General features: G+C 69.8%; 22 protein-coding genes. 11 read left to right on the top strand and 11 right to left on the bottom strand.

Annotation, left to right across the window (positions count from 1 at the left end; all coding sequences use genetic code 11):
• The first annotated feature begins 24 nt into the window (after positions 1–24).
• The 7 genes from ACIBJH_RS04660 to ACIBJH_RS04630 all read left to right on the top strand — a co-directional run bounded on the left by ACIBJH_RS04660 (position 25) and on the right by ACIBJH_RS04630 (position 8539).
• Positions 25–1539: an MFS transporter gene (locus tag ACIBJH_RS04660; protein ID WP_399115355.1), complete on the top strand. Its 1515-nt coding sequence runs from the start codon at positions 25–27 to the stop codon at positions 1537–1539.
• A 1327-nt stretch (positions 1540–2866) separates the two neighbouring features.
• Entirely contained in the window at positions 2867–3607 is a 741-nt protein-coding gene (locus ACIBJH_RS04655) for a Crp/Fnr family transcriptional regulator (protein WP_399115354.1), read from the top strand.
• A gap of 12 nt (positions 3608–3619) precedes the next feature.
• Positions 3620–4108, top strand: coding sequence for a hypothetical protein (locus ACIBJH_RS04650; RefSeq protein ID WP_399115353.1), 489 nt, complete (start codon positions 3620–3622; stop codon positions 4106–4108).
• A gap of 150 nt (positions 4109–4258) precedes the next feature.
• Positions 4259–5020 (top strand): DeoR/GlpR family DNA-binding transcription regulator, encoded by a 762-nt coding sequence (locus ACIBJH_RS04645; protein WP_093628483.1) that lies wholly within the window; start codon positions 4259–4261, stop codon positions 5018–5020.
• The gene (gene pfkB / locus ACIBJH_RS04640; protein WP_399115352.1) at positions 5017–5964 is read left to right on the top strand and encodes a 1-phosphofructokinase; all 948 of its coding nucleotides are present in this window, start codon (positions 5017–5019) and stop codon (positions 5962–5964) included. Before ACIBJH_RS04645 ends, pfkB begins: the two co-directional genes overlap by 4 nt.
• Before the next feature lie 163 nt (positions 5965–6127).
• Positions 6128–8191 (top strand): fructose-specific PTS transporter subunit EIIC, encoded by a 2064-nt coding sequence (locus tag ACIBJH_RS04635; protein ID WP_399115351.1) that lies wholly within the window; start codon positions 6128–6130, stop codon positions 8189–8191.
• Positions 8192–8284: 93 nt separating this feature from the next.
• Complete coding sequence (locus ACIBJH_RS04630) at positions 8285–8539, top strand: hypothetical protein (protein WP_399115350.1); 255 nt, start codon at positions 8285–8287, stop codon at positions 8537–8539.
• Positions 8540–8566: 27 nt separating this feature from the next.
• Here ACIBJH_RS04630 and ACIBJH_RS04625 read toward each other — a convergent pair whose 3' ends face one another.
• The 4 genes from ACIBJH_RS04625 to ACIBJH_RS04610 form a co-directional block, all read right to left on the bottom strand.
• Complete coding sequence (locus ACIBJH_RS04625; protein ID WP_399115349.1) at positions 8567–9316, bottom strand: DUF6227 family protein; 750 nt, start codon at positions 9314–9316, stop codon at positions 8567–8569.
• Positions 9317–9473: 157 nt separating this feature from the next.
• Entirely contained in the window at positions 9474–10697 is a 1224-nt protein-coding gene (locus tag ACIBJH_RS04620; protein ID WP_399115348.1) for an Ig-like domain-containing protein, read from the bottom strand.
• A gap of 220 nt (positions 10698–10917) precedes the next feature.
• Positions 10918–11946: a P1 family peptidase gene (locus tag ACIBJH_RS04615; RefSeq protein WP_399115347.1), complete on the bottom strand. Its 1029-nt coding sequence runs from the start codon at positions 11944–11946 to the stop codon at positions 10918–10920.
• A gap of 128 nt (positions 11947–12074) precedes the next feature.
• Positions 12075–13277: a low temperature requirement protein A gene (locus ACIBJH_RS04610; RefSeq protein ID WP_399115346.1), complete on the bottom strand. Its 1203-nt coding sequence runs from the start codon at positions 13275–13277 to the stop codon at positions 12075–12077.
• Between the two features lie 112 nt (positions 13278–13389).
• On the opposite strand from ACIBJH_RS04610, the gene ACIBJH_RS04605 reads away from it, so the two are divergent.
• The gene (locus ACIBJH_RS04605; RefSeq protein ID WP_200715036.1) at positions 13390–13575 is read left to right on the top strand and encodes a hypothetical protein; all 186 of its coding nucleotides are present in this window, start codon (positions 13390–13392) and stop codon (positions 13573–13575) included.
• An 8-nt stretch (positions 13576–13583) separates the two neighbouring features.
• On the opposite strand, the gene mscL is transcribed toward ACIBJH_RS04605, so the two are convergent.
• The 6 genes from mscL to ACIBJH_RS04575 form a co-directional block, all read right to left on the bottom strand.
• Positions 13584–14045 (bottom strand): large conductance mechanosensitive channel protein MscL, encoded by a 462-nt coding sequence (mscL, locus tag ACIBJH_RS04600; protein WP_359607160.1) that lies wholly within the window; start codon positions 14043–14045, stop codon positions 13584–13586.
• Between the two features lie 159 nt (positions 14046–14204).
• Positions 14205–14750: a hypothetical protein gene (locus ACIBJH_RS04595; protein ID WP_399115345.1), complete on the bottom strand. Its 546-nt coding sequence runs from the start codon at positions 14748–14750 to the stop codon at positions 14205–14207.
• Between the two features lie 168 nt (positions 14751–14918).
• Entirely contained in the window at positions 14919–15752 is an 834-nt protein-coding gene (locus tag ACIBJH_RS04590) for an S-methyl-5'-thioadenosine phosphorylase (RefSeq protein ID WP_399115344.1), read from the bottom strand.
• Positions 15753–15917: 165 nt separating this feature from the next.
• Positions 15918–16238 (bottom strand): FmdB family zinc ribbon protein, encoded by a 321-nt coding sequence (locus ACIBJH_RS04585; protein ID WP_399115343.1) that lies wholly within the window; start codon positions 16236–16238, stop codon positions 15918–15920.
• A gap of 69 nt (positions 16239–16307) precedes the next feature.
• Entirely contained in the window at positions 16308–17570 is a 1263-nt protein-coding gene (locus ACIBJH_RS04580; RefSeq protein WP_399115342.1) for an MFS transporter, read from the bottom strand.
• A 278-nt stretch (positions 17571–17848) separates the two neighbouring features.
• Positions 17849–19429, bottom strand: coding sequence for a potassium/proton antiporter (locus ACIBJH_RS04575; protein ID WP_399115341.1), 1581 nt, complete (start codon positions 19427–19429; stop codon positions 17849–17851).
• A 194-nt stretch (positions 19430–19623) separates the two neighbouring features.
• On the opposite strand from ACIBJH_RS04575, the gene ACIBJH_RS04570 reads away from it, so the two are divergent.
• Positions 19624–22374 (top strand): penicillin acylase family protein, encoded by a 2751-nt coding sequence (locus ACIBJH_RS04570; RefSeq protein WP_399115339.1) that lies wholly within the window; start codon positions 19624–19626, stop codon positions 22372–22374.
• A 47-nt stretch (positions 22375–22421) separates the two neighbouring features.
• Here ACIBJH_RS04570 and ACIBJH_RS04565 read toward each other — a convergent pair whose 3' ends face one another.
• A complete protein-coding gene (locus ACIBJH_RS04565; protein WP_399115338.1) occupies positions 22422–23003 on the bottom strand; it encodes a 5-formyltetrahydrofolate cyclo-ligase in 582 nt (193 codons plus the stop codon).
• Positions 23004–23135: 132 nt separating this feature from the next.
• Here ACIBJH_RS04565 and galU point away from each other — a divergent pair, with 132 nt between their 5' ends.
• Positions 23136–24038 (top strand): UTP--glucose-1-phosphate uridylyltransferase GalU, encoded by a 903-nt coding sequence (gene galU, locus ACIBJH_RS04560; protein ID WP_093628497.1) that lies wholly within the window; start codon positions 23136–23138, stop codon positions 24036–24038.
• A gap of 5 nt (positions 24039–24043) precedes the next feature.
• Positions 24044–25366: a gephyrin-like molybdotransferase Glp gene (gene glp / locus ACIBJH_RS04555; protein ID WP_399115337.1), complete on the top strand. Its 1323-nt coding sequence runs from the start codon at positions 24044–24046 to the stop codon at positions 25364–25366.
• Positions 25367–25380: the final 14 nt, after the last annotated feature.

Raw genomic sequence — 25380 nt, 5'->3', positions numbered from 1 at the left:
CTAATGGGGTCATAGCTTTGAGCCATGACCTCCACCGAACTCCTTGTGGACAGCCCGGCCGTCTCGACGGAACCGGCACGTACGGCCGACCGGCGGCGCTGGTTCGCCCTCGCGATCGTGATGACCGCGGCCTTCATGGACCTCGTCGACGTCACGATCGTCAATGTCGCGATCCCCTCGATCCAGCGGGACGCGGGGGCCTCGTTCAGCCAGATCCAGTGGATAACGGCCGGTTACGCGCTCGCCTTCGCCGCCGGACTCATCACCGGCGGACGGCTCGGCGACATCTACGGCCGCAAGCGGCTGTTCCTGCTCGGGATCGGCGGCTTCACGCTCGCCTCCGCGCTGTGCGGCTTCGCCGCGAACCCGGAGATGCTGGTCGCCTCGCGCATCCTCCAGGGCGGGATGGCCGCGATGATGGTGCCGCAGGTGCTGTCGATCGTGCACGCCACCTTCCCGGCGCACGAACGCGGCAAGGTGTTCGGGCTGTTCGGCGCGATCGTCGGACTCGGTGCCGTCTCCGGACCGCTGCTCGGCGCACTGCTCACCGAGTGGAACCTCTTCGGTCTCGCATGGCGCCCGATCTTCCTGATCAACCTGCCCGTCGGCATCGCGGGCCTGATCCTCGGCAGCCGCTTCATCACCGAGTCGAAGGCCCCGCGCGCGCTGAAGCTGGACCTCGTCGGCGTCGCCCTGGTCACCCTCGGGCTGCTGATGCTGCTGTATCCCCTCACCCGGGGCGACGAACTGGGCTGGCCCGCCTGGGGGTTCGTGTCGATGTCCGGTTCGATCGGCGTCTTCTGCGGACTGGTGGCGTACGAGAAGCGGAAGGCCGCGCGGGACGGGTCCCCGCTCGTCGAACTCTCCCTGTTCAAGGTGAAGAGCTTCGCGGCCGGCATCGCCGTGCAGACCGTCTTCGGCGTCGGACTCGGCATCTTCTTCCTGGTCTGGACGCTGTACATGCAGACCGGTCTCGGCTGGAGCCCGCTGCGGGCGGGGCTGACGGGCGTCCCGTTCTCGATCGCCTGCTCGGTGGCGGCCGGGATGTCGGTGCAGAAGCTGGTGCCGCGCCTCGGCGGACGCAATGTGCTCCAGGCCGGTGCGCTGGTGATGGTCGTGGGTGTGCTGCTGTATCTCTGGGAGGCCGACCGGTACCAACTGGCCATCGCCTCCTGGCAGATGGCGCTCCCGCTGGTCGTGATGGGTGCCGGCATGGGCCTGATCTTCGCCCCGCTGACCGACACGATCCTCTCCGAGGTGCCGCGCGAGTACGCGGGTTCCGCGTCCGGACTCATCAACACCGTGCAGCAGATGGGCAACGCGCTGGGGCTCGGGCTGGTGTCGGTCGTCTTCTTCGGCTCGATCGGCGACCGGCTGACCGAGGCCGAGGTGGGCCCGGCGTTCGTCAACGCGTTCCAGAACGCGCTGGGTTGGGTCGCCGCGGTGATGGGCCTGATCTTCCTGCTGATGTTCGCGCTGCCGGGGCGGACGGCCGCGGCGGAGACGGCCGCCAAGGGGGCTGTCCCCGACGGGAGTTGACGTCATCCGCTGACACCGTCCGCTGACGCACCGCGGTCGAGCGCCCCGCCCCGTGGCCGTACCGGGGGCGGGGCGCTCGACGCGAGCCGTCGGAGTTGGCGTACGCCGGTGCGCGAGGGGAGGCGCACGCCGGTCCGATCCGACGGCGGACTCGGTACCGAACGACACGCTGTGTGCCGAAATCACCGCTTCTGGACCGGACACTCCGGCTTCGGCGCCGCCGGGCACTCAACTCGCCTGCCCCGCAAGAAAACTGACAGGGTGAAAGATGGGGCGGAAGGGAGAGCGGGAGGGGTGAGGCGGTGCGGTCGAACGGCCGTGCCCTTATCCATTAGTCGATATTTGGTGATGTGCTGTGGTGAACCGTTGATTCATGGACGGGAATCCGTTCCTGGCGCCGATTCGCCGTATTTCCTCTCGGGTCGGATTGCCTCTCGGAAAGTAATTGGCGAGGTGTCGGCCCGTTAATTCGGCGGGTGCGCTGTCGGCCGATAGGGGTGTCGGCGGGGCGGGGGCGCTTTGGCCGAATCTGTTTGGTCTTGATCGATTGCTGTCACGTGGGGAAGTCGTCCCGCCCCGGTGCGGATAAGGGCGGTCTTGCCCGCGCGTGCATAAAAGGGGTAAAGAGTGCGGCCGGGCGGGATGTCTCGACGGCGTGTGCGGAAAGGTGAGCGGTCGGTGACACCCCCACGGCCGGGGATTTGGACCGGGCGTCCGGCGGCGCGGGCCGTTTCCTGCCTGACGGGGAGTGACCCAAAGCAGGTCCGTGGTGTTTACTGGGCAGCGGTCTGATCCTGACGGGTCCGGACCTTTCCGGGAGGTCCTGGGGGTGGTGCCCCGGGGCCTCTCGTCTTTGCCTCCCGTTTGTGTGGACGTCATATGTCGCCCGGCGGAGAAGGTCCCCGCCGTGTCCCGGAGGGTATGCCGATAACGGGGATAAGCGCATTGGTAATTACGCAATGGGTGGCTACTTTTCCATTCGGAGCACGCATGATCTCCCGTCGTAAAACCCCATGGCGAGGGGGTTTCGACCATGATCGCTAACCGTCCCGGTGCCTTCGGAATGCCGACTGGCTTATCTCTCGCGACCAGCGGTACGGTCTGTCCCGCTGCTGTTTCCGCCCGCCCGGCCTCACCAACCGGACGGTTGCCGCACCTCCCGGAGAGGGAGGCCGGACCCGTCACTCCGGAACCCCGCCGACCAGCGGGGTTCCAGAACCTCGACAGAACAGAGAAACCGAGAAAGGAATTCAGACCTCATGCGTACCGTGATACCTCGCCACCAGCGCGTACCGCAGGACGCGTACGCCGGAGCGGGGGAGTGAGCGTGCCCTCGACCGTCGACACCGCCCGCCCGCCCGATCTCCTCCTGGCCCCCGAGAACCAGCCCGAGGGAAGCTTCCTGCGGTGGCTGGCGGCCGAGGACTGGTGTTCGCTGCTGCGGACCGGTCTGCACGGCCGTGCCTTCGCGCGCGACGAACAGCTGCCGATCGGGCCGGCCGACCAGGACGTGTACATCATCTGGGACGGCGTCGTACGCCAGGACCGCTTCCCGCTGGGCGCGGGCGAGAACGTCCCCACCGTCACCCGGTTCCGGGGCCGCGGCCAGCTCGTCGGCGAGGCCAAGCTCGTCACCGACGACTCCGCCGTCCGCACCAAATGCCTGACCGGAACCGTCGTCATCCCCTGCCGCGCCCACCGCTTCAACGCCCTGCTGCGCAAGTGGCCCGAGGTCCAACGCGCCCTGCTGCGCAGCCTGGAGGACCGCAACCGCAGCGACGAACTCGTCTACACCATGGCCACCCGGCCGCCCCTGGAGCGGGTCAGCAGGCTCCTGGCGCACCTCGCCGACACCGCCGGCTGCCCCGACCCCCGGGCGGACCGCGTCAGGATCACCGGCCCGAGCCAGAAGGACCTCGCCGCCGCGCTCCAGCTCGCCGTCTCCACCACGGAGAACGCGATCAGAGACCTGCGCTACCACGGGATCGTCGAAGCCGGGTACCGCCGGTTCGTCATCCACGACGTGGACGCGCTGCGCCATCGCGCCGCCGGGAACGCCCACCCCTGAACGGACCACAGCATGATGACCAGCACCCTCCTGGTGCCCCTCGCGTCCGCCCTCGGCGGGGGTGTCATCGGCGTTCTGATGTACCGGCACCAGCGACGGGTCTTCGCCTGGACCCGGATGATCCGTCGCAAGGACGAGACGAACGCCGAGTACGACAAGCCCGCCGAGTGGCTCGCCGACCTCTACAAGGCCCAGTGCCGCCTCACCCGGAAGCCCTGCGCGGCCGACGACTTCGCCGAGATCTCGCAGACCGGCAACATGATCGAGGGAATCGCCGACACCACCGAGGCCGTCCGCTCCGAGCTGAGGAAGGTCGTCGAGTGCGTGAAGGACTACGTCGCCACCGCCCTGCCCGAGTCCGGCCCGACGGCCGTACGCATCGGTGTCCAGGAGCACCGCGCCCAGCTCGTCCAGGCCATGCGGCAGGAGACCGCCCGGGGTGACCTGGTGCGCGCCGTCCTCGCCGCCGAGAAGAGGATCAAGGACCTGCGCCGCAGCTGATCCCCGCAGTTGATCCCCGTTGATGGTGCCTCTGTTACCTCTCTGCCCGTTCATGTCCGCCTGATGCCCGAACCTGTTTACTTTCCGGAAATGTGGGCGTAGCCTCCGAGCGAAACCACAAGTTCGGGCACAGGTCGGAGGCGAACGGACATGTACGCACCGGAGCGGCAGCAGGAGATCCTCCGGCTGGCCCGTGACGGCGGCCGGGTCGACGTCGTGTCGCTGGCCGAGGAGTTCCAGGTCACGGCGGAGACGATCCGCCGCGACCTGAAGGCCCTCGACCGCGCGGGCCTGCTCCGCCGGGTGCACGGCGGGGCCATACCGGCCGGACGGCTCGACTTCGAGCCCGACCTCGCCGAACGCGAGTCGACGGCGGCCGACGAGAAGGACCGCATCGCCAAGGCGGCCCTCGCCGAACTGCCCATGCAGGGCACGGTGATCCTCGACGCCGGTACGACGGTGGCCCGCCTCGCGGGCATCGTCCCGCTGGAGGCCGAACTCACCGTCGTCACCCACTCCCTGCCCATCGCGGCCCGCCTCGCGGACCACCCGGGCATGCAGCTCCACCTCGTCGGGGGGCGCGTGCGGCACCGTACGCGCGCCGCCGTCGACGCCTGGGCGCTGCGGGCCTACGGCGAGATCCGCGCGGACGTCGTGTTCGTGGCGGCCAACGGCTTCTCCGCCGAGCACGGGCTGACCACGCCCGACCTCGCCGAGGCCGCGGTCAAGCACGCGGCGATGGGCGCCGCCCGCCGCGTGGTGCTGCTCGCCGACTCCGCGAAGCACGGCCAGGAGCACTTCGCCCGCTTCGGCGCCCTGAGCGACGTGGACCTCCTGATCACCGACAGCGGGCTGAGCCCAGAAGACGCCACCGCCATGGAGCGCGGCGGCATGGAAGTAGTGCGCGCATGATCCTCACGGTCACCCCGAACCCGTCCCTCGACCGCACCTACGAGGTCCCCTCCCTCGACCGTGGCGAGGTCATACGGGCCACCGGCGAGCGCATGGACCCGGGCGGCAAGGGCGTCAACGTCTCCCGCGCGGTCGCCGCCGCCGGACAGCGCACGGTCGCGGTGCTGCCCCTGGGCGGTGCGCCGGGCGCGCTGGTCGCCAGCCTGCTCGACGCGCAGGGCATCGAGGTCGCGCCGGTCCCGGTCGCCGGGGCCACCCGCTCGAACATCGCGCTGGCCGAGGCGGACGGCGTCCTCACGAAGATCAACGCCCCCGGCCCCGAACTGACCGCCGCTGAACAGGAGTTGCTCCTGGAGACGGTGCGGCAGCAGTCCCGGGACGCCGACTGGATCGCCTGCTGCGGCAGCCTCCCGCGCGGCCTCGCGCCGTCCTGGTACGCCGAGTTGGTCGCCCGCGCGCACGCCGCCGGCGTCCGGATCGCCCTGGACACCTCCGGCCCCGCGCTCATCGAGGCCCTGCGCGAACGCCCCGACGTCGTCAAGCCCAACGCCGAGGAACTCGCCGAGGCCGTCTCCCGCCCCCTCGCCACCGTCGGCGACGCGGTCAAGGCCGCCGAAGAACTACGGGAGTTGGGCGCGGGCGCGGTCCTCGCCAGCCTCGGTGCCGACGGCCAACTGCTGGTCGACGCCTCGGGCGCCTGGTACGGCAGCGCGCGCGTCGACGCCGTACGCAGCAATGTCGGCGCGGGGGACTCCTCGCTGGCCGGCTTCCTGATCGCCGGCGGCCACGGCCCGGAGGCCCTCGCCTCGGCCGTCGCCCATGGCGCGGCGGCCGTCCAGCTCCCCGGCAGCGTGATGCCCACCCCGGCCGACCTCGACCCGTCCGCGGTGACGGTCACGCCCGACGTCCCGGTGGACCTCGTACTGACGGAGCCCGTCGCATGAACGTTTCCACGGCCGCCACGGCGCCCCTCGAACCGACCACAGGGCGGCGGCACTCCCCGCTCTTAACCGCCGCCGCCACCCCCACCGCGACACACCGCAGTACCCCCGTCCCCACCCCCGCCCACGACACTCCCCGGGCGATACGCGTGCGAAGGAGCCCGCGATGAGCGAGATGATCACCGCGGACCTGGTCGACCTCGACCTGTCCGCCGATACCAAAGAGGCGGCGGCACGTGCCCTCGCCGAGCGCATGGTCGCCCAGGGCCGGGTCACCGACCTGGACGGCTTCCTCGCCGACGTGGCCGCCCGAGAGGCGCAGATGCCGACAGGCCTCGACGGCGGCATCGGCATCCCGCACTGCCGCAGCGAGTACGTCACCGAGCCGTCCCTCGCCTTCGGGCGCAGCGCGGAGGGCGTCGACTTCGGCGCCCCGGACGGCCCCGCCGACCTGATCTTCCTGATCGCCGCGCCCGCCGGGGCCGACGACGCCCACCTCACCATCCTGTCGGCGCTCGCCCGGCAGCTCATGAACGCCGAGTTCACGTCCGCGCTGCGGTCGGTCGGCGACGCGGAGAGCGCGGCGGCGCTGATCCGCGGCGACGAGGCGCCCGCGGCGGGCACCTCCGAAGACTCCGCTGCGGCACCGACGGCGGCCTCCGCCGGTGCCGCGGCGGGCAGTTCCACGGCAGCCGCTTCTACGGCGGACAAGGGCGTCGGCGCCGAGGAGCAGCCGTTCCGGATCGTCGCCGTCACCTCCTGCCCCACCGGTATCGCGCACACCTACATGGCGGCCGAGGCGCTGGAGAACGCGGGCCGCGAGGCCGGTGTCGACCTCGTCGTGGAGCCGCAGGGCTCGGCCGGTTTCACCCGGCTCGACCCGGCGGTGATCGCGGCGGCGGACGCCGTGATCTTCGCCCACGACGTGCCCGTACGGGAGAAGGCACGCTTCGCCGGCAAGCCGACCGTCGACGTCGGCGTGAAGGCGGGCATCAACCGCCCCGCCGAACTGATCACCGAGGTCCGCGGCAAGGCGGAACGCGGCGAGATCAGCGGCGGATCCGCGCCCACGCCGGTCGAACGCGGCGGCGAGCCGGGCGAGGGCTACGGCACGATGCTCCGCAAGTGGCTGATGTCCGGCGTCAGTTACATGGTCCCGTTCGTCGCGGCCGGCGGTCTGCTGATCGCCCTCGGCTTCGCGATCGGCGGGTACACGATCAACAAGGCACCGTCGGTCATGGACCACTTCGTGTGGACCCAGGGCGACAGCTGGGCCGCGCTGCTCTTCCAGATCGGCGTGGTGTCCTTCGGCTTCCTCGTCCCGGTGCTGGCCGGCTACATCGCCTACGGCATGGCCGACCGCCCCGGTCTGGTGCCGGGCTTCGTCGGCGGCATGATCGCCTCCACCATCAACGCAGGGTTCCTCGGCGGTCTGGCGGCCGGTCTGATCGCCGGTGGCGTGGTGCTGGCGATCCAGAGGGTCAAGATCCCCAAGGCGGTCCGCGGGATCATGCCGGTGGTGGTGATCCCCCTGATCTCCACGGTGATCGTCGGGTTCCTGATGTTCGTGGTGATCGGCAAGCCGATCGCCTCGGCGCAGAAGGGCATGACCGACTGGCTCAACGGCCTCAGCGGCTCGAACGCCATCCTGCTGGGCGCCCTGCTCGGCCTGATGATGTGCTTCGACCTCGGCGGCCCGGTCAACAAGGTCGCGTACACCTTCGCCACCGCCGGTATCGCGGTCTCCAACCCCAGTGACTCGGCGATGAAGATCATGGCCGCGGTCATGGCGGCCGGCATGGTCCCGCCGCTGGCGATGGCCCTGGCGACGACGGTGCGCGGCAAGCTCTTCACCGAGACCGAGCGCGAGAACGGCAAGGCCGCCTGGGTGCTGGGCGCCTCCTTCATCTCCGAGGGCGCCATCCCGTTCGCGGCGGCCGACCCGCTGCGGGTCATCCCGTCCTCGATGGTGGGCGGCGCGATCACCGGCGCCCTGTCGATGGCCTTCGGCGCCACCCTGCGCGCCCCGCACGGCGGCATCTTCGTGGTCCCGCTGATCGGCAGCCCGTTCCTCTACCTGATCGCCATCGCGGTCGGCATGTCCGTCACGGCGGGCCTGGTCGTCGTACTGAAGGGCATGCGCAAGCCGGCCGCGGGGGCTGCCGCTCCCGGAGCGCCGGAGGACATATCCGCCCCCACGGCGGACGCCAAGCAGCCGATCGCCGCCTAGCCGCTTTTGGCCCGCTGTGAGTTGTTCACGGCAACTGCGAGATACGTCACGGTCCGGGACCACGGTCCCGGACCGTGGTGTCTACTGGAACGCATGCCTGCGCACGTCTCGATCCTCCAGCTGACCGGTGTGGCCGTTCTCGCCCTGGCGACCGTCGCCTGGGTGCTCGGCCTGACCCGCATCCTGCGCCGCGCCTTCGCCGAACCCACCGTCTGGCACGCGGCCCACCCCCTCCACGGTCTCCCGGGCCAGCGGGACACCGCCCCCCACCTGGAGTCCGTCGAACTGACCCCCGCCGAACGCGACGCCTTCGCGGGTCTCGTACGACAGCTCAGCGACGGACGCTGAGCCGGACCCGGGGTTCCGCCCGGGGTTCTACGAGACCTGCGCGGCCCGCCGCTCCATCGCGTCCCGGGCCGCGTCCTCGCTGACGTACACCTCGCACATGTGACGGCCGTCCGGCGTGGCCGTGTGCTCGACCTCCCACAGGGAGATCTCCGCGCCGTCGGGCAGCAGGAACGCGTGCTCGTAGAGCGAGAAGCACACCGCCGCGCGGCCCGCTCGGTAGGGGCGGCCGAAGGCCTGGATGATCTGGTGCGCGAACGCCGTCGTCAGCAGCGCCGCCGTCTCCTCGTCCGGCCGGTCCGCGTTCTCCGCGCGGCGCAATAAGCGGCGCGCGTGGTCCGCCGAGTTGTCCGCCAGATACGAGTGCCGGGGCTCCGGGATCGGTGACAGGTGCACCAGCACCGGGAGTTCGAAGTCCGTCGTGTCCGGCGGCATCGGCAGCCGCGCGGTCGCCGTCCGCAGCTCCTCCTCGTCGACGTACACCTCGTGCTGCGCCTCACGGCCCAGCACGGTGTTGTGGACCAGCTCCCACAGGGTCAGCGCCGAACCGTCGCTGAGCAGCCACGTGTGCCGGTACGTCTCCCGGTGCAGACCCGCGCTGTGGTGCGCGGAGTGCAGCGAACTGTCGTACGCCAGCGCACAGTCCATGACCTGCCGTATCGTCTGGTCCGGCAGCTCGAAGGAGTTCAGGGCACGGCCGAGCAGTCGCGCGAGGTGCTCCTCCGGAGACTCGTGCGACTCAGGTGGTTCGTACGCTGCCGTGTCGTACGGAACGCTCAAGGCTTCTCCCGGCGTTGCTGCATGTCACCTTGTGGGTGCATACCGTAGCCCCTCGGTCGGACATCGTGCCCAGGAACCGAGAAAACGTATGCCGGGAAAACGCGCGGGCCGCGCGAGATGTTCCCGCGCGGCCCGAAGATCCGTCAAAACCTGCCGGTCAGGCGGCACTTCCGGCGGTCCACTCGCTCCACGCCAGGTTCCAGCCGTTGAGCCCGTTGTCCGGGGCGACCGTCTTGTCGGGGGAGTTCTTCACGATCACGACGTCGCCGATGAGGGAGTTGTCGTAGAACCACTTGGCGTTCGTGGCGCCCTGCGCGCCCTGCACGTCCGCGAGACCCACACAGCCGTGACTGGTGCCGGTCTGACCGAAGGGCGGATTGGCCTTGTTGTACCAGTAGTTGCCGTGGATGAACGTCCCCGACGAGGTCAGCCGCATCGCGTGCGGCACGTCCGGGATGTCGTACTCCCCGCCCAGACCGACCGTCCGGCTGTTCATCCGGGTCTGCGTGAACTTCTCGGAGATCACCATCTGCCCGTTGTACGTGGTGTGTTCCGGGCTGCCCGAGGAGATCGGCAACGACTTGAGGGTCTGGCCGTCCCGCACCACCGTCATGGTCTGCGTGTTCACGTCGACGGTGGAGACCTGCGAACGGCCGACGGTGAAGGTCACCGTCTTCTTCTGCACGCCGTAGACGCCGTTCGCGCCCTCGACACCGTCCAGGTCGATCTTCATCGTGACCTTGGAACCGGCCTTCCAGTACTCCTGCGGCCGGAAGTCGAGCCGCTGCGCCCCGAACCAGTGCCCCACGACCTGCTGCCCACCGCTGGACGTCACCGTGATGTGCGACTGCACGGCCTTCTTGTCGCCGATCACCTTGTCGAAGGTGAACGACACCGGCATCCCCACACCGACCGTCGTCCCGTTGTCCGGCGTGTAGGTCCCTATGAAGCTGTTGGCCGAACTGACCGTCGTGAAGATCGAGTTGGCCGCGGAGACCTTGCCGCTCGCGTCCTTCGCGGTCGCTGAGATCTGGTACTTCGTACCGCGCTCCAACTGCTCCTTCGGCTTCCAGCTCCCGCCGTTCGCGGAGACCACGCCCTCCACGGCCTGCCCCGAGCCGGCCACCGTCATCTTCACGTCGGTCAGCTTGCCGTTGCTGACCTGCACGCCCGTCGCGTTGATGGACGCGTTGGTCGAACCGTCCTTCGCCGAGATGACGATCTTCGCGGTGGACGTCTTGGCGGACGTCCCGCCGCCCTTGCCGCTGGTGTCGGTGTCCGCGCTGGCGTTGCCGCCGCACGCGCTGAGGGTGAGGGTGCCGACCACCAGGGCGGCGATGGCCCCCAGTACGCGCCGCGCTGCTATGTCCGGCGTTGTCACGGGCTGCTCCAGGTTCGTGTGGTGTGCGAAATGCGCAGTGGTGATGTGTGTTGCGTGATCCGCTGCGATGCGTGGACAAAGAGCGCCCCAACCCCCACACGGGTTCCCGCCGTTCCCCACGAACGCCATCCGGTGACAGAACCGCGACAAACACCGGGACGGATCCCCGGAAACACCGGACGCCCACCGCCACAAGGGCTCGCTACCGCCTCTACCGCCCCTACCGCCTCCCGTACAGCTCCTCGTACGACGGCCACGCCCCGCCGGGCCCGTCCACCGACTCGGCGGCCCGCACCGCGCGCACGATCGCCCGGGTCACCACATCCGCGCCGGCCGCGAGGATGTCGTTCAGGGCGAGGGGGTGTGCGGCGTCGAGCGGGCGGGCCCCGGTGGCCAGCGCGAACACCGTGTCCCCGTCGTGCAGCAGATGCACCGGCCGCACGGCACGCGCGATGCCGTCGTGCGCGGTGCCGGCCAGCTTCTGCGCCTGCGCCTTGGACAGGTCAGCGTCGGTGGCGACCACCGCGAGCGTCGTGTTCAGCGGGGGAGGCGTGTGCTTCGCGGCGCTCTCGGCGAGACGCCGCCGCGCGGCCTCGTGCACATGCGCTTCCGGATACGTCACGCGCCCCTGGAACAACTCCCCGTACAGGACGCCCGTTTCGGGATCCGTCACCGACCCCGCCGCGTTGGCGACCACCAGCGCCGCCACCGTGATCCCCGACTCCAGCACGATGCTCGCGGTCCCGACACCGCCCTTCATCGGCCCGACCGCGGCGCCCGTACCGGCGCCCACGGACCCCTCCCGCACCCGCACCCCCGGCCCGCTGGCCGCAGCGGCCTCCACCGCGGCCCGCCCGGTGGCCGCGTCCGGCCTGGCCCTGAAATCGCCGCCCCGCCCCAGGTCGAAGACACAGGCCGCGGGCACCACCGGCACGACATGCGTCGGTTCCGCGCCCACCCGCACCCCGCGCCCCTGCTCCTCCAGCCAGGCCATCACCCCGGACGCGGCGTCCAGCCCGTACGCGCTGCCGCCGGTCAGCACGATCGCCTCGACGCGCTGCACCACATTGCGCGGATCGAGCGCGTCGGTCTCCTTGGTGCCGGGTCCGCCGCCGCGCACGTCCACTGCGGCCACTGCCCCGCCCTCCGGCGCGAGCACCACGGTCGTACCGGTGAGCCAACCGTCCCCCGACCGCGTCGCATGGCCCACCCGCACCCCGGCCACGTCCGTCAATGCGTCAACTGTCATGGAGTTCAGTCTCACGCAGCGCGACACGGATCCGGGGACCGGCGGCGCGGTGGGGGTGGTTGTTGTGCTGCTGGTCGGCTGGGTGTGGGGGGTTGTTCCACTGATGGTCGGCCAGTTGCGGGCGCCGGTCAGCCCACCGTCACCGTCGCCTCGGCCCTGCTCTTCTCGGCGGCCGCGAGTGCGGTCAGGGTCGTGCCGACCGCCACCGTCAGCGCCGACACCAGGCCCGCCGACAGCACCGCCCAGGAGCCCAGGAAGGTGCAGCAGATCACCAGCAACGCCGAGACGGGAAGCACCAGTTGCCGGGCGACGCCCACCTTGTAGTGACGGGCGTGCAGCGCCCACACGCTGAGCAGATACAGCGCCGTCGGCACGGTCACCGCGGCGGACGCGGCCAGTGTGGAGATGTGCGCCTTGCCGATGGCCTCCGTGACCGCCACCTCCAGGCCGGCGCCGATCGTGGCCGCCGACGCGAAGATCAGATAGTGGCCGTAACCCCAAAGGAACGCCTGCTGGTTGGACCGGAGATGGCCGTGGATCGGCACCACGAAGTAGATCCACCAGGCGGCGAACACGATCAGCAGTCCACCCGCCGCGATGGGCAGCAGCTCGCCCAGCGCCTCGTGCTCGTCCACGCCCGACTTCACGGCCACCGTGGCCGCCGCGATCGTTTCGCCCAGCACGATGATCGTGAACAGCCCGTACCGCTCCGAGATGTGGTGCGGATGCCACGGCGTAGGGAAGTCTTTCTCCGCGTAGCGCGGCACGCACAGCTCGGCGATCACCATCACGAGAAACACCCAGCCCCGGGCCGGTTCCGGCAGGACCACCAGGCCCGTCCAGCCGACCATGCAGAGCAGCACGCCGCCCGCGTACCGCAATGCCATCGTCCGCTCCGGCCCGGTGGCGGCCCGTGCCGCCCGCAGCCACTGCGTGGCCATCGCCAGCCGCATGATCACGTAGCCGAGCCAGACCACCAGGTAGTCGTGCTGCTCGAAGGCCCGTGAGACCCCGGCCGCCAGGACCAGGACGCCGGAGATCTGCACCAGGGTGACGACCCGGTAGAGCACGTCGTCGTTGTCGTACGCCGAGGCGAACCAGGAGAAATTCATCCAGGCCCACCAGATCGCGAAGAACTGCATCGCGTAACTGAGAACGCCCTCGCCCGCGTGCCCCTCGGCCACGGCGTGCGCCAGCTGCACGCCCGCCTGCGCGATGGCCACGACGAAACACAGGTCGAAGAAGAGCTCCAGCGGCGAGGCGACCCGGTGCGGTTCGTCCCGGCCGCGGGCGGTGAGCGGACGCAGGGGTCTTGGAATCTCGGACGTCATGCGGACAAGCACAGCAGATAACGGCGGGGATTTCAGAAGCGGCCGGGTCGGCCGGGACCGACCGCTCGGCCCGCGGCGCCGTCAGGCGCCCCCTCGGCCGTACCCTTGAGGTATGAGTACCGCCCCCGCCCCCGAGCCGCGCGATCCGATCGAGCCGAAGCCCGCGCTGGTCTTCGACGACCCGCTGAGCCGGCCCTCCTCGGACGACACGGATCGCGGGTGGGGCGAGCGGGCCGAGGGCGACAGCGCCGCCGATCTCAGGCGTTTCCTCGACGAGAAGCCGCCCCACCACATCTGAGCCGTCGGCTACGGCTCCCGGTGTCCGTTGCCGCGCTGGGCGACGAGCGCGTCGCGGATCTCCTTGAGGACCTCCAGCTCGGTGATCTCGATGACCTCGTGGGTGCCTTCCTTGGCCTTGCGCTGGGCCTCGACCCGGGCCAGGTACTTCGACATCGGCAGGACCATCAGGAAGTAGACCACCGCCGCGGTGATCACGAAGCTGAGGGTGGCGCCCAGCACCGAGCCCCACATCAGTTGGATGCCCTTGTCCCCTGAGCAACTGTCGCTCAGGCACGAGCTGTAGCTGTCGAGGTTCTGCGTGCCGATCGCGCCGACGAGCGGGTTGATGAGCCCCTTCACCACCGAGTTGACGATGTTCGTGAAGGCGGCGCCGATGACCACCGCTACTGCCAGATCGACGACGTTCCCGCGCATCAGGAAGGTCTTGAACCCCTGCCAGACGCTCGGTTCCTTCTTCTTCTCGCTCAACTCGGAGCCTCTTCTCGCACGTGCACGGTGTGGAACGAACAGCTCCGCAACCTACGTCAAGGCGTGGCCGCCGTGTCCAATTCGGTAGCTCGAACGAGGGACTTGACACGAATTCGCACATGCGCCGGAAGGCGCGACTCACGATACGGAGAGCGCGGCTCAACACATCGTCACCGCCAGCCGTGCCGTGGCACTCGCACCGGCCAGCCGCGCCGCCGTGGCACGCGGCACCGAGAGCACCACCAACGCCCCGCTGCCGGCCGCCTCGTCGAGCGGCTCGGGCACCTTCGTCACCCGCGCCCCGCGCGCGACCACTTCGGCGTCACCGCCCGCCGTCGTGTCCTGTGCCGCGATCACATCGACCCGGTCGCCGGACCGCAACAGCCGGACCGTACCGGCGTCGGCGATCCGCACCGGCGCCGACACCCACTCGACCGCCCGGCGCTGCTGCCGTAGCGGATCCGCCACCGGATGCCCGCGGGGCCGTTCGCCGTGCCGCGCGTCCGCCGTATCGCGCGGGCCCGCCGCGATGAGCGCGACCGCCGTCACCGCGAGCCCGGCGGCCACGGCCCGCCTCCGGTGCCGTAGCAGCCGGCGCAGTTGGTACCACCCGCCGCGCACCCGCACCGGCGCGAAGTGCGGCACCTCGCACGTGGCCGGAGCATCGGTGCCCAACGGGCGTGGAAAGGGAGGGGAGAGGGACATGCGGACCACCACCTGCGACGAGGGATCGATTTGCGGTCCCACGATGCGGGAATTCGTCAAGGCCTGCCGGAGCCCGTGTGCTACCCGCCGGTTGTGGACAACTCCCTCACCCGAACGGGAAGTTCCGCAGCGCGGAAGCCCTCACCGTCCCCTCCCCACGACGCCCGTCTACGGCAGCTCGAACCCGGGATCCATCCCGCCCAGCGCGTTCGCGCACAGGCAGTCCCGTGCCCCGTTCTCCGGCAGTGCGGCCACGGTGTCGAACAGCACGCCCCGCAGCCGGTCCACGTTGGCCGCGAACACCTGCAGCACCTCGTCGTGGGAGACGCCCTCGCCGGTCTCGGCGCCCGCGTCGAGGTCGGTGACCAGGGTCAACGAGGAGTAGCAGAGCTCCAGTTCACGGGCTAGTGGTGCCTCGGGGTGGCCGGTCATGCCGACCACGGACCAGCCCTGGGCCTGGTGCCAGAGGGATTCGGCACGGGTCGAGAAGCGCGGCCCCTCGACCACCACGAGCGTGCCGCCGTCGACCGGCTCCCAGTCCTGCCCGCGCGCCGCCTTCAGCGCCGCCGCCCGGCCGGTCGGGCAGTAGGGGTCGGCCGGGGACACGTGCACCACGTTCGGCACCGTGCCGTCGGGCAGCGGCAGTCCGTCGAAGTAGGTCGCAGCCCGGGACTTCGTACGGTCCACCAGCTGGTCCGGCACCAGCAGCGTGCCCGGCCCGTACTCGGGGCGCAGCCCGCCCACCGCGCACGGACCGAGGACCTGGCGCACACCCACCGAGCGCAACGCCCAGAGGTTGGCCCGGTAGTTGATGCGGTGCGGCGGCAGATGGTGGCCGCGCCCGTGCCGGGGCAGGAATGCCACCCGCCGGCCGGCGATCTCGCCGAGGAAGAGGGAGTCGCTGGGTGGTCCGTAGGGCGTGTCCACCTGGATCTCGGTCACGTCGTCCAGGAACGAGTAGAAGCCGGAGCCGCCGATTACGCCGATCTCTGCGTTCGCCATGACCAGCACACTAGCCGCCGCCGAAAAGGCGCAGGAACGGGCTCAGGAATCGGTACGTGAACCGGCGTGGAAACCGGCTCGGAACCGGCTCGGAAAACACCGAAGACCCTGTCGTCGTACGACGACAGGGTCCCGCGGTCGAGAAGTCCTGCGCGGTTGCGCGGCCTACGCGGCCGAGCTGTTGCTGCCGGTCGAGGAGCCCGAACTCGACGACTTCGACTTGGAGTCCGAGGTCGAGGACGTGGTCGACGGCTTCGCGTCCGAGGACGTCGACGGCTTCGAGGTGGCCGGCGAGCTGCTCGACGAGGAGCCGCGGCTGTCGTTCCGGTAGAAGCCGGAGCCCTTGAAGACAATGCCGACCGCGGAGAACACCTTCTTCAGACGGCCACCGCAATTGGGGCACTCGGTCAGCGCGTCGTCGGTGAACTTCTGGACCGCTTCAAGGCCCTCGCCGCACTCGGTGCACTGGTACTGGTAGGTCGGCACTGTGTCTTCCTCCTGGCACTCTCAGTCAATGAGTGCTAACGAGCGTCCATAGTGACGTATTCCCGGGGATCAGTCCACTGCCACCGGCACGCGGTGACCGACGCCACGTGCAACGGTGCGGCTGCGGGGCCGGGTCGCGAGGTGCGACCGGAGCGCGATCAGGGTTCCCAGGGCGAGCACCGTACCGGCCATCGGCACCAGGAAACCGGCGCCGCCCCACAGGCGGTCCTCCAGTTGTCCGGCGACGGTGACGGCGGCGGCCTGGCCCAGGGCGACCGCGCTGGTCAGCCAGGTGAAGGCCTCGGTGCGGGCGCAGGCCGGGACGAGCCCCTCGACCAGGGTGTAGCCGGTGATCAGGGCGGGCGCGATGCACATGCCTACCAGGAGACCGAGGGCGGCCAGGAGCAGTACCGAGTGGGCGGTCCACAGGGCGGACGCGGTCAGCGCGAGGGCCGCGTAGCCGACGAGGAGACGGCGCTGCGGGGCGACCTTCCAGGCGACGGCACCGCAGACGACCCCGGAGAGCATGTTGCCGGCGGCGAAGGTGCCGTAGAGGACGCCGTTCAGGCCGGGTTCGCCGATCGACTCGGTGAAGGCGGCCAGGGAGACCTGCATGCCCCCGAAGACGGAACCGATGCCCAGGAAGGTCACGATCAGCACGCGCACTCCGGGGACGCGCAGTGCGGAAACGTGCTCCACGCGTGCGTGCCCGTCGGTGGTCACCGTGGGCTGGGTGCTCTTCTGTGCGGCGAACAGCAGACCGCCGACCAGGGTGAGCCCGGCCTCCGTGATCAGGCCGGCCGCCGGGTTCACGGTGGTGCACAGGGCGGTCGCGAGCAACGGGCCGAAGACGAAGGTCAGTTCGTCGGTGACGGACTCGAAGGCGGCGGCGGTCGTCATGAGGGGCGAGTCCTGGAGCCTCACGCCCCAGCGGGCACGCACCATGGGCCCGATCTGCGGCACCGAGGCGCCGGTCGGCACGGCCGCCACGAACAGTGCCCACAGGGGAGCGTGGCCGAGCGCGAGCGCGGTGAACGTCAGGCCCGACAGCGAGTGCACCAGGACGCCGGGGATCAGTACGGCCCGCTGCCCGTGGCGGTCGGCCAGGCGCCCGCTGTAGGGCGCGAAGAGGGCCATGGAGACGCCGGTGACGGCCGCGGCGGCGCCCGCAGCGCCGTAGGAGCCGGTGGTGTGCTGTACGAGCAGCACGATGGAGATGGTGAGCATCGCGAACGGCTGGCGTGCCGCGAAGCCGGGAAGCAGGAACGTCCAGGCGCCGCGCGTACGCAGCAATTGCCCGTATCCAGGACGAGAGGTGACCGTGGATGCCACGGCCCGTGCCTTTCTGCCACCTGGTAGCGCGGTACCTCTTTGTCGAGGCGGCGCCGAGCACTGTCCTCTTGCGCGGAACTGCGGTAGATACCGGTGCCCACTGCGGATGAGGGATTCGGCCGCCATACGGTCGCGCCAGCACTGCGTCAGGCAGAGTTGGTTCGATCAAAATGTGCCTTCATCGTACAGGGAGCGAAGGCTGGTGGACCTGTGAAAACGGGCACCATGCGCGCGTTCACCTGCGATTGGTGAACGTGTGAACCGTACGAAACATGCCCTTAACGTCCGGTCGCCGTGTTGTCCGTGCCCAGCCATCCCGCCAGCTTCCCGCCGCGACCCACCGCCCGCAGCCGCCGTTCGGCCGCGTCCCGGACCGGATCCGTTGCCACGACCAGGAGTTCGTCGCCGTGCCGCAGGACCGTCGAGGGCAGCGGAACAAACGATTTTCCGTCGCGTACGACCAGGGTCACCGCGGCCCCGGCCGGCAGGCGCAGCTCATTGACCTCGACGCCGTGCATCTTGGACTCCGCGGGGATCGCGACGGACAGCAGATGGCCGCGCAGCCGCTCCAGGGGTGCCGATTCGATGCCGAGGTCGGCGGCCTCCGGCCCCTCGCCCAGCTTCAGCTTGCGCGCCAGCCAGGGCAGCGTCGGTCCCTGGACGAGGGTGTAGACGACGACCAGGACGAAGACGATGTTGAAGACGCGACGGCTGCCGGTGACGCCGTTCACCATGGGGATGGTCGCCAGGATGATGGGCACGGCGCCGCGCAGCCCCGCCCAGGACATCAGCGTCTGCTCCTGCCAGGGCACCCGGAACGGTGTGAGGCTGACCACCACGCTCAGCGGCCGGGCCACCATCGTCAGCACCAGGCCGATGATCAGCGCCGGCCAGACGTCGTCCCCCAGTTCGTGCGGGGTGACCAGCAGGCCGAGCAGGACGAACATGCCGATCTGGGCGATCCAGCCCAGCCCGTCGGCGAAGCCGCGCGTCGCGGGCCAGTGGGGCAGCTTTGCGTTGCCGAGCGTCATCGCGGCGAGATAGACCGCGAGGAAGCCGCTGCCGTGCGCCAGGGCGCCCGCCGCGTAGGCGGTGACCGCGATCGCCAGCACGGCGATCGGGTAGAGGCCGGAGGCGGGCAGTGCCACGTGCCGCAGCCCCCAGGAGCCGAGCCAGCCCACCGCGAGACCGATGGCCGCGCCGATGGCCAGCTCCAGGGCTATCTCGCCCACCAGTGCGTACCAGTGCTCGACCGGGCCCGCGGTGGAGAAGGCGACGACCAGGATGACCACCGGGGCGTCGTTGAAGCCGGACTCGGCCTCCAAAGTGCCCGTCACGCGCGCGGGGAGGGGGATTCTGCGCAGCACGGAGAAGACCGCCGCCGCGTCCGTCGAGGACACCACCGCCCCGACGATGAACGCCTGCCGCCACTCCAGTCCGACCAGATAGTGCGCGCCCGCGGCCGTGACGCCGACGCTCACCGCCACCCCTGCCAGCGCCAGTGTGGCGGCCGACGACAGGACCGGCCCGACCTCTGTCCACTTCGTGCCGAGGCCGCCCTCGGCCAGGATCACGACCAGGGCCGCGTATCCGATGACCTGGGTCAGTTCGGTGTTGTCGAAGTGGATGTCGCCGACGCCGTCCTGGCCCATGGCGATGCCGATCCCCAGGTAGACGAGCAGGCTGGGGAGCCCGCTGCGCGAGGAGATCCGGACCGCCGCGACGGCGACGAGCAGGACGAGCGAGCAGACGAGCAGGAGCTGGTCGAGGTGGTGGACAGTCAGAAGGCTTCCCTTCCTCGGCTGACGCGCGTCCGGGGCGGCAGCACATGTACAGGGGACGCGAGACTGCGGCGCCACGCATCCAAGTACTTCGTTACCTTACCTAACTCTTGACGCTTTCTTGACGCTTCCCGAGGCAAGATCGAACGCCCGTCCGCGCCGGTACCCGACTCCGCGTCAAGTCGCTCGGAAGCCTGCGCCTATGGTTGCTCCAGCGCTCAGTCAAAAGCACAGCCCGCCCTGCCGCTCGCGTTAGGACAGCAAGGACAGCGATGCCCCCCAACACCACCGCCTCATCGGGTCATAAGCCCGGCAAGTCCGGCAGGAAAAAGGGGCGCAAAGCCCGTCTATTGGTTCTCGTCCTGGTAATGGCCATCATCGGGGGCATCGCCTACGGCGCCTACTGGTCCGTCAGTACCGTCCGGGCCTCCCTGCCGCAGACCACGGGTTCGATCACCCTCGAAGGCCTCTCGGGACCCGTCGATGTCAAACGCGACAGCTACGGCATCCCGCAGATCTACGCGTCCTCCGACGCTGACCTGTTCATGGCACAGGGCTACGTCCAGGCGCAGGACCGGTTCTACGAGATGGACGTGCGCCGGCACATGACGTCCGGGCGGCTGTCCGAGATGTTCGGCAAGAGCCAGGTCAAGGACGACGAGTTCCTGCGCACCCTGGGCTGGGACCGGGTCGCCAAGAAGGAGTACGACACCACGCTGTCGGCCTCCACGAAGAAGTACCTCCAGGCCTACGCCAAGGGGGTCAATGCCTACCTCCAGGGCAAGGACGGGAAAGACATCTCCCTGGAGTACGCGGCTCTCGGTTTCACCAACGACTACAAGCCCGAGAAGTGGACCCCGGTCGACTCGGTCTCGTGGCTCAAGGCGATGGCCTGGGACCTGCGCGGCAACATGCAGGACGAGATCGACCGCGCGCTGATGACCACCCGCCTCGGCCCCCAGCAGATCGCGGACCTGTACCCGGAGTATCCGTACGGCCGCAACGAACCGATCGTCACCGTGGGCGAGTACGACGAGTACACCAAGACGTTCAACGGCGGTGACGGCGCCTCCAGCACGTCCACGAGCGGCACGACGGGTTCCACGTCGTCCTCGTCGGGTTCGGCCCTCACGAGCCAGCTCGCGGGCCTCTCGAACGTCCTGGACGACCTCCCGACGGCCGTCGGCGTGAACGGCCAGGGCATCGGCTCCAACTCGTGGGTCGTCGGCGGGGCACACACCATCACCGGCAAGCCCCTCCTGGCCAACGACCCGCACCTGGAGGCGTCGCTGCCGTCCGTCTGGTACCAGATGGGCCTGCACTGCCGCGTGATCTCCAGCAAGTGCCAGTACGACGTCACCGGCTACACCTTCGCGGGCATGCCCGGTGTCGTCATCGGCCACAACCAGGACATCGCCTGGGGCATGACCAACTCCGGGGTCGACACCACCGACCTCTACCTGGAGAAGCTCTCCGGCGACGGCTACCTGTACGACGGCACGACGAAGCCCTTCACGAGCCGCACCGAGACCATCAAGGTCGCCGGCGGCGCGTCCAAGAAGATCGTCGTCCGGGAGACCAACAACGGCCCGCTGCTGTCCGACCGCAACGACGAGCTAGTGAAGGTCGGCAAGAAGGCCACCGTCGACACCGCGGCCCCGGACAGAGGCGACGGCTACGCCATCTCCCTGCGCTGGACCGCCGAGGACCCGGGCACCACCATGGACGCCGTCTTCGCCATCGACAAGGCGTCCGACTGGAGCGAGTTCCGCGCGGCGTCCACGAAGTTCGACGTGCCCTCGCAGAACCTCGTCTACGCCGACACCAAGAACAACATCGGCTACACGCTGCCCGGAAAGATTCCCGTGCGCGGGAAGGGCGACGGCTCGCTGCCGGTGCCCGGCTGGGACTCCAAGTACGACTGGACCGGCTACATCCCGCAGGCCGCGCTGCCGTACGAGTACAACCCGAAGCGCGGCTACATCGTCACCGCGAACCAGGCGGTGATCGACAAGGACAAGTACCCGTACACGCTCACCACGGACTGGGGATACGGCACCCGTAGTCAGCGCATCACCGATCTGATCCAGTCGAAGATCGACGGCGGCGGCAAGATCTCCACCGACGACATGCGGCAGATGCAGCTCGACGACAGCAGCGAGATCGCCAAGCTGCTCGTACCCAAGCTGCTGAAGATCGACGAGCCCGACCCGGACGTGCGCCAGGCGCAGAAGCTCCTGGAGGGCTGGGACTACACCCAGGACGCCGATTCGGCGGCCGCCGCCTACTTCAACTCGGTCTGGCGCAACATCCTCAAGCTCGCCTTCGGCAACAAGCTGCCCAAGGAGCTGCGGGTTAAGGGCCAGTGCCTGTACGTCTCGCCGGTCGACACCACAGGGCCTGCCGACGAGGACAACCAGAAGGTGCGCGAGTGCGGCGAGCGCGACGCGGACCAGGCGCAGCCGGACGGTGGCGACCGCTGGTTCGAGGTCGTCCGCAAGCTCATGGACGACCCCACCAGCGCCTGGTGGACGACCCCCAAGTCGGGCACCCGGCCGGGCGCGAGCAACATGAACCAGCTCTTCAAGCGCGCCATGATCGACGCCCGCTGGGAGCTGACCGCCAAGCTCGGCAAGGACATCGACACCTGGAGCTGGGGCCGGCTGCACCGCCTGTTCCTGAAGAACCAGACCCTGGGCACCGAGGGCCCCGCCATCGTCCAGTACATCCTCAACCGCGGCCCCTGGAAGCTCAGCGGCGGCGAGGCCACGGTCAACGCCACCGGCTGGAACGCGGCCGGCGGCTACGGAGTGGTCTGGGTGCCGTCGATGCGCATGGTGGTCAACCTGGACAACTTCGACAAGTCCAAGTGGATCAACCTCACAGGGGCCTCCGGGCACGCCTTCAGTGCGCACTACACCGACCAGACCGGCAAGTGGGTCAACGGCGAACTGCTGTCGTGGTCCTTCTCGTCCAAGGCGGTCGACAACAGCACGAGCGACACCCTGGTGCTGAAACCGTGAGCGGCTGACATCCGAAATGGCCCTCCACGCGCGCGTGGAGGGCCATTTCAGTTCCCCGGGAACCGGTGCACGCCGCTCGGTGTCACCGCCGCCCGCACCGGCCGGTCGTGCGCCTCGGCGGGGACATGTCCGACGACCTCGGAGTCGTACAGCAGCACCACCAGCGCGGGATGCGCGCCCGCCCGTTCCAGGCGCGCCAGCACGCGGTCGTACGACCCCCCGCCGCGTCCCAGCCGCATCCCGCGCCCGTCGACCGCCAGACCGGGCAGCAGGACGACGTCGGCGGCCGTCACGGCGTCCGGGCCGAGCCGCTTGCCGGACGGCTCGAACAGGGCCATCTTTCCGCCGTGTTGGACCTGGGAGAGCGAGTCCTCGCCGTCGTAGGCGCCCCAGTCGAGGTCGTTGTCCGGGAGGAGCGCGGGGAGCAGGACGTCGATGTCCCGCGCGCGGAGTGCGTCCAGCAGGGCGAGCGTTCCCGGCTCGCCCCCTACGGAGACGTACGCCGCCACCGTGCGCGCGTGCGCCAGTTCTGGCAGCTCCAGCGCGCGACCGGCGAGCGCGGCGGCGGCTTCCCGCACGTCACCGGCCGTCAACCTGTTCCTCACCGCGAGGAACTCTCGTCGCAACATTCGCTTGTCAGGCTCGTGTTCACGTCCCAGGTGACGCACAGGTCCCACCCGTATCCTTTCCAATGTGCTCATATGAGAGCGTATTAACCGGAGCCACAGATTCTGCACAAAGGCACCGGATAGGGTTCGGACATGACTCAGTCGCACCCCAGGATCAGCAAGGCTGTCATTCCCGCAGCCGGTCTCGGCACCAGGTTCCTGCCGGCCACGAAAGCAACTCCCAAGGAGATGCTGCCGGTCGTGGACAAGCCCGCGATCCAGTACGTGGTCGAAGAGGCCGTGTCGGCGGGGCTCGACGACGTTCTCATGATCACCGGACGCAACAAGCGCCCCCTTGAGGACCACTTCGACCGCAACTACGAGCTCGAATCCGCCCTCCAGAAGAAGGGCGACGCGAGCCGGCTGGCCAAGGTCCAGGAGTCCAGCGACCTCGCGACCATGCACTACGTCCGCCAGGGAGACCCCAAGGGCCTCGGCCACGCGGTGTTGTGCGCGGCCCCGCACGTCGGCCACGAACCCTTCGCCGTCCTCCTCGGGGATGACCTGATCGACCCCCGGGACCCCCTCCTCGCGCGCATGGTCGAGGTTCAGGAGCAGCACGGCGGCAGTGTCGTCGCCCTCATGGAGGTCGCACCCGAACAGATCCACCTCTACGGCTGCGCGGCCGTGGAGGCCACCGCGGACGACGACGTCGTCAAGGTCACCGGCCTGGTCGAGAAGCCGGAGGCGGCCGACGCCCCGTCGAACTACGCGATCATCGGCCGCTACGTCCTCGACCCCCACATCTTCGGCATACTGCGCAAGACCGAGCCCGGCCGCGGCGGCGAGATCCAGCTCACCGACGCCCTCCAGCAGTTGGCCACCGACGAGAAGGTCGGCGGACCGGTGCACGGCGTCGTCTTCAAGGGCCGCCGCTATGACACCGGAGACCGGGGCGACTATCTGCGTGCCATTGTCAGACTCGCGTGCGAACGTGAAGACCTGGGCCCGGACTTCCGCGCCTGGCTTCGCAGTTACGTAGCCGAGGAGATGTAGCAACGTTGAGCACCGCCGCGAACCGCACCACAGGACCCGACCACCTCTGGACGGTGGACGAGCACCTGGAGGACATCCTCGCGACCGTCCGCCCCCTGGAACCCATCGAGTTGCAACTGCTCGACGCCCAGGGCTGCGTCCTGGTCGAGGACATCACGGTGCCGGTCTCGCTCCCGCCCTTCGACAACAGCTCGATGGACGGCTACGCGGTGCGGGTCACGGACGTCGCGGGCGCCAGCGAGGAGTACCCGGCCGTCCTCACGGTCGTCGGCGACGTCGCGGCGGGCCAGGCCGAACCGCTCCACGTGGGCCCCGGTGAGGCCGCCCGCATCATGACCGGCGCCCCGCTCCCGCCCGGCGCCGAGGCCGTCGTCCCCGTGGAGTGGACCGACGGAGGCCTCGGCGGAGGACCGGTCACCGGCATGCGCGCCCGCAGCCAGTCCCCCGAGGCGGCCGGCGGCCATGTGCACGTGTACCGCTCGGCCGAGGCACGCGCGCACGTGCGCGCGAAGGGCAGCGACGTGAAGGCCGGCGACCGCGCCCTGGACGCCGGCACGATCCTCGGCCCGCCCCAGATCGCCCTGCTCGCCGCCATCGGCCGCGGCACCGTCCGCGTCCGCCCCCGCCCGCGCGTGGTCGTCATGTCCACCGGCAGCGAACTCGTCCAGCCCGACGAGCAGTTGGGCGACGGCCAGATCTACGACTCCAACAGCTTCGCCCTCACCGCCGCCGCCCGCGACGCCGGCGCCATCGCCTACCGCGTCGGCGCCGTCGCGGACGACGCCGAGACCCTCCGCGACACCATCGAGGACCAGCTCGTCCGCGCCGACCTCCTGGTCACCACCGGCGGCGTGAGCGTCGGGGCGTACGACGTCGTCAAGGAGGCGCTGTCCTCCGCGGGGGACGAGGACGAGGAGGGCGCCGGGATCGACTTCCGCAAGCTCGCCATGCAGCCCGGCAAACCCCAGGGCTTCGGCACCATCGGCCCCGACCACATCCCGCTGCTCGCCCTCCCCGGCAACCCGGTGTCGTCGTACGTCTCCTTCGAGCTGTTCGCCCGCCCCGCGATCCGCACCCTCATGGGCCTCGACGACGTCCACCGCCCCAGAACCCGCGCCACCCTCACCACCGACAAGGCGCTGACCTCCCCGAAGGGGCGCAGACAATTCCTCCGCGGGACGTACGCCGACGGCGAGGTCACCCCCGTAGGGGGCGCCGGATCGCACCTGGTCGCGGCCCTCGCGCTGGCCGACGCGCTGATCGTCGTCCCCGAGGACGTCGAGTCCGTCGAACCCGGCACCGAGGTCGAGGTGGTCCTGCTCGGCTGAGTACTCCTGGTTGG

Origin of the sequence: Streptomyces sp. NPDC050548, from assembly GCF_044457385.1 — a bacterium.
GTDB lineage: Bacteria > Actinomycetota > Actinomycetes > Streptomycetales > Streptomycetaceae > Streptomyces.
This window is presented reverse-complemented; position numbering and strand designations above follow the sequence as displayed.